This window comes from Acidovorax delafieldii 2AN (assembly GCF_000175235.1).
In the GTDB taxonomy this organism is placed as follows: Bacteria; Pseudomonadota; Gammaproteobacteria; order Burkholderiales; family Burkholderiaceae_C; genus Acidovorax; species Acidovorax delafieldii_B.
In genome coordinates this window covers 1-2,537 of record NZ_ACQT01000378.1, presented here as the reverse complement: position 1 = coordinate 2,537, position 2,537 = coordinate 1, and the positions used below count along the sequence as shown (strand labels likewise).

Genomic DNA, 2,537 nt, shown 5'->3' with positions numbered 1-2,537 from the left:
CCAGCGCGCGCTGCAAAATGGCGCGCAGGGCGTCGTCCACGCCCGGTCCCAGGTCGTCGGGCAGGGTCAGCACCTCGTTCGCAATGCGGTACAGCGCCTGCCAGGTGTCCTTCTGGTGGATCAGGGGCCGGCCGGTGAGCAGTTCCACCAGCACCAGCGCCGCCGAATACACGTCCATGGCCGGTGCGGGCGACGCCCCGGCTGCGGCCTCGGGGGCCAGATAGGCCGGCGTGCCGCTGGCCAACTGGGCGTCAGGTGCGGCCTGCGCGGGGGCCGCCATGCCGAAATCCATCACCCGGGCGTGGCGCTGGTTGTCGACCATGACGTTGGACGGCTTGAGATCCCGGTGCACGATGCCGGCGGCGTGGGCGGCCTGCAGGCCGTCGAGCACATCCACCATCAGCGCCACGGCGTCATGGGGCGCGCACCGGCCCTGCTGCGCCAGATGCTCGGCCAGGGTGCGGCCCAGCACATACTCGAACACGATGTAAGGCTGGCGGCCCTGCACATCGGCCTCGAACACCGGCACGATGAAGGGGTGGGCCAGAGCCCCCACATGGCGCGCCTCGCGCAGCCACTGGTCCAGCCCCGAAAGGTCCTGCTCCTGCACCGGGCGCAGGAGCTTGATGGCCACCTGGCGCTGCAGGCGCGGATCCAGCGCCAGCCACACCGTGGCCTGTGCGCCGCGCCCCAGCACACGCTGCAACTCGAACCGACCCACGGTGGCTGGCGGCCTGTCCCCGGCTCCCGAGACCAGGCGTTTGGCGGTGGAAAGCGGGGCAAAATCGGGCATGGTGTAACGGGCAAACCGGGCGCCGCACGGCGTGGCACCCTTGAGCACCTATCTTATGCCGGCGCTGGCCCTCTTCAGGGCAGTAGTTGCCCTGCCCATCCAGGAAAACCATGACCACCACGCACCTGCTGTACCTGCACGGTTTTCGCTCTTCTCCCCAGTCGGCCAAGGCCCGGCTGATGGCTGCCCACGTGGCGCGCCACCATCCGGCCGTGCACTGGTGGTGCCCGCAGCTGCCCCCCTCGCCCCGCGCGGCCATGGCCATGGTGGCACAGGGCATCGCCGCATGGCCCTTGGACCGCATGGCCGTCGTGGGCTCTTCGCTCGGAGGCTTCTATGCCAGCTGGGTTGCGCGGCAGACGGGTTGCCCCAGTGTGCTGCTCAACCCCGCCGTGGACCCCGCGCGGGACCTGGCGCGCCACATTGGCGAACAGACAGCTTGGCACGACCCGGCGGAACGTTTCTTTTTCCTGCCCGAATACATTGCCGAATTGCAGGCACTCGCGCACGAACATCCACTGCCGGCAGGGCGCGAAATGGCCATCATCGCTAAGGGTGATGAGCTGCTGGACTGGCGGGAAATGGTGGCGCGCCACCCCGCCGCCCAAGTGACGCTGCTGGAAGGCGGCGACCATGCGCTCAGCGACTTCGAGGACCACCTTCCGGCGGTCGTCCGGTTCCTGCGGCTGGCGTAGCCAGCAGAGGGCTCAGGGGCGATCCGGCGGGGTGCCGCGGTGCAGGCGCGCCCAGCGCGCGTGGTCCTCGGGGTAGGCCGCCCGGTAGCGCCGCAGCTGGAAAGCGACCTCGTCATCCATCCCCAGCAGCAGCGCGCTCTCGATCAGCGGTTCGATCACGCGGGGCTCGGGTGAAAAATGCAGCAGCTCCGTGGCCAGCGTGTGGACCTGCAGTGCGTTCTCGCGTGTCAGTTCGGTGGTGGTAAGCAGCGCGAAATCCACCTGGTTGGTGAACAGCGGCGTGCCGGACACCTTGGCCAGCGTATCCCCCTGGTAGGCCTGGGGCCGCGAAGCCATGGGGCGGTAAAGCAGACTGATGCGGTAGTAGTCCCACGCCACGGCCACACCCGCGGCGCTCACGGCCACAAAGACCACCGCGGCGCCTGCGAGCAACGCCGGAGACCGAACCCAGGCCAGCAGCGGGCGGCGCCACAGCAGGGCGAGCGCCAGCACCGCGACCAGTTGGAAGGGGCCGTACCACAGCGGAAACTCCACCATGCTGTGCACGCCAATGATGGCCAACGCACCCCAGGCGAGCTGGCGCACCGGATCGGTCTCCCGCCAGGGCCGGGCACGCACCACCCCGGCCACGGCGGCGCCACAGGCCACGGCGGCCACCGGCAAGCCCAGCTCGACCGCCAGGTGCAGCGGCAGGTTGTGCGCGTTGTCGAGCAACACGCAAAAGCGCTCGCCCGGAAACAACGTCATGTAGTGGGCGTAGTCCAGTTCGCCCCAGCCCCAGCCCGTCCAGGGCTTCTGGGCGATCAGATACAGCACGTTGGACCACAGCACGCGCCGGCTGCTGCACGACTGCGGATCCCCCGCCAGCCGGGTGAAAAAGCCCGTCGGTGGCAAAGCCCGTCCAGCGCAGCAGCAGGTCCGGCAGCATCCAGCCGGCCAGGGCGTAGATGAGCGTGCCGGCGAGGGCCAGGCCCCACGCGAGGTTCCCGCCCGAGCGCCGCCACAGCAGCAGCAACGCCACCATCAGCAACCACTGCACGAAGCCGGTG

General features: G+C 69.6%; 3 protein-coding genes. 1 reads left to right on the top strand and 2 read right to left on the bottom strand.

All coding sequences use genetic code 11. From position 1 onward, the window contains the following. On the bottom strand, positions 1 to 793 hold a 793-nt coding region (locus ACDELDRAFT_RS21265; RefSeq protein ID WP_157764960.1), incomplete at its 3' end, for a serine/threonine-protein kinase. 110 nt (positions 794 to 903) lie between these two features. Here ACDELDRAFT_RS21265 and ACDELDRAFT_RS21260 point away from each other — a divergent pair. After that, entirely contained in the window at positions 904 to 1,488 is a 585-nt protein-coding gene (locus tag ACDELDRAFT_RS21260; RefSeq protein ID WP_005800313.1) for a YqiA/YcfP family alpha/beta fold hydrolase, read from the top strand. Between the two features lie 12 nt (positions 1,489 to 1,500). Here the strand turns inward: ACDELDRAFT_RS21260 and ACDELDRAFT_RS21255 are convergent, their stop codons facing one another. After that, entirely contained in the window at positions 1,501 to 2,319 is an 819-nt protein-coding gene (locus ACDELDRAFT_RS21255; protein WP_005800311.1) for a PglL family O-oligosaccharyltransferase, read from the bottom strand. Between the last annotated feature and the right edge of the window lie 218 nt (positions 2,320 to 2,537).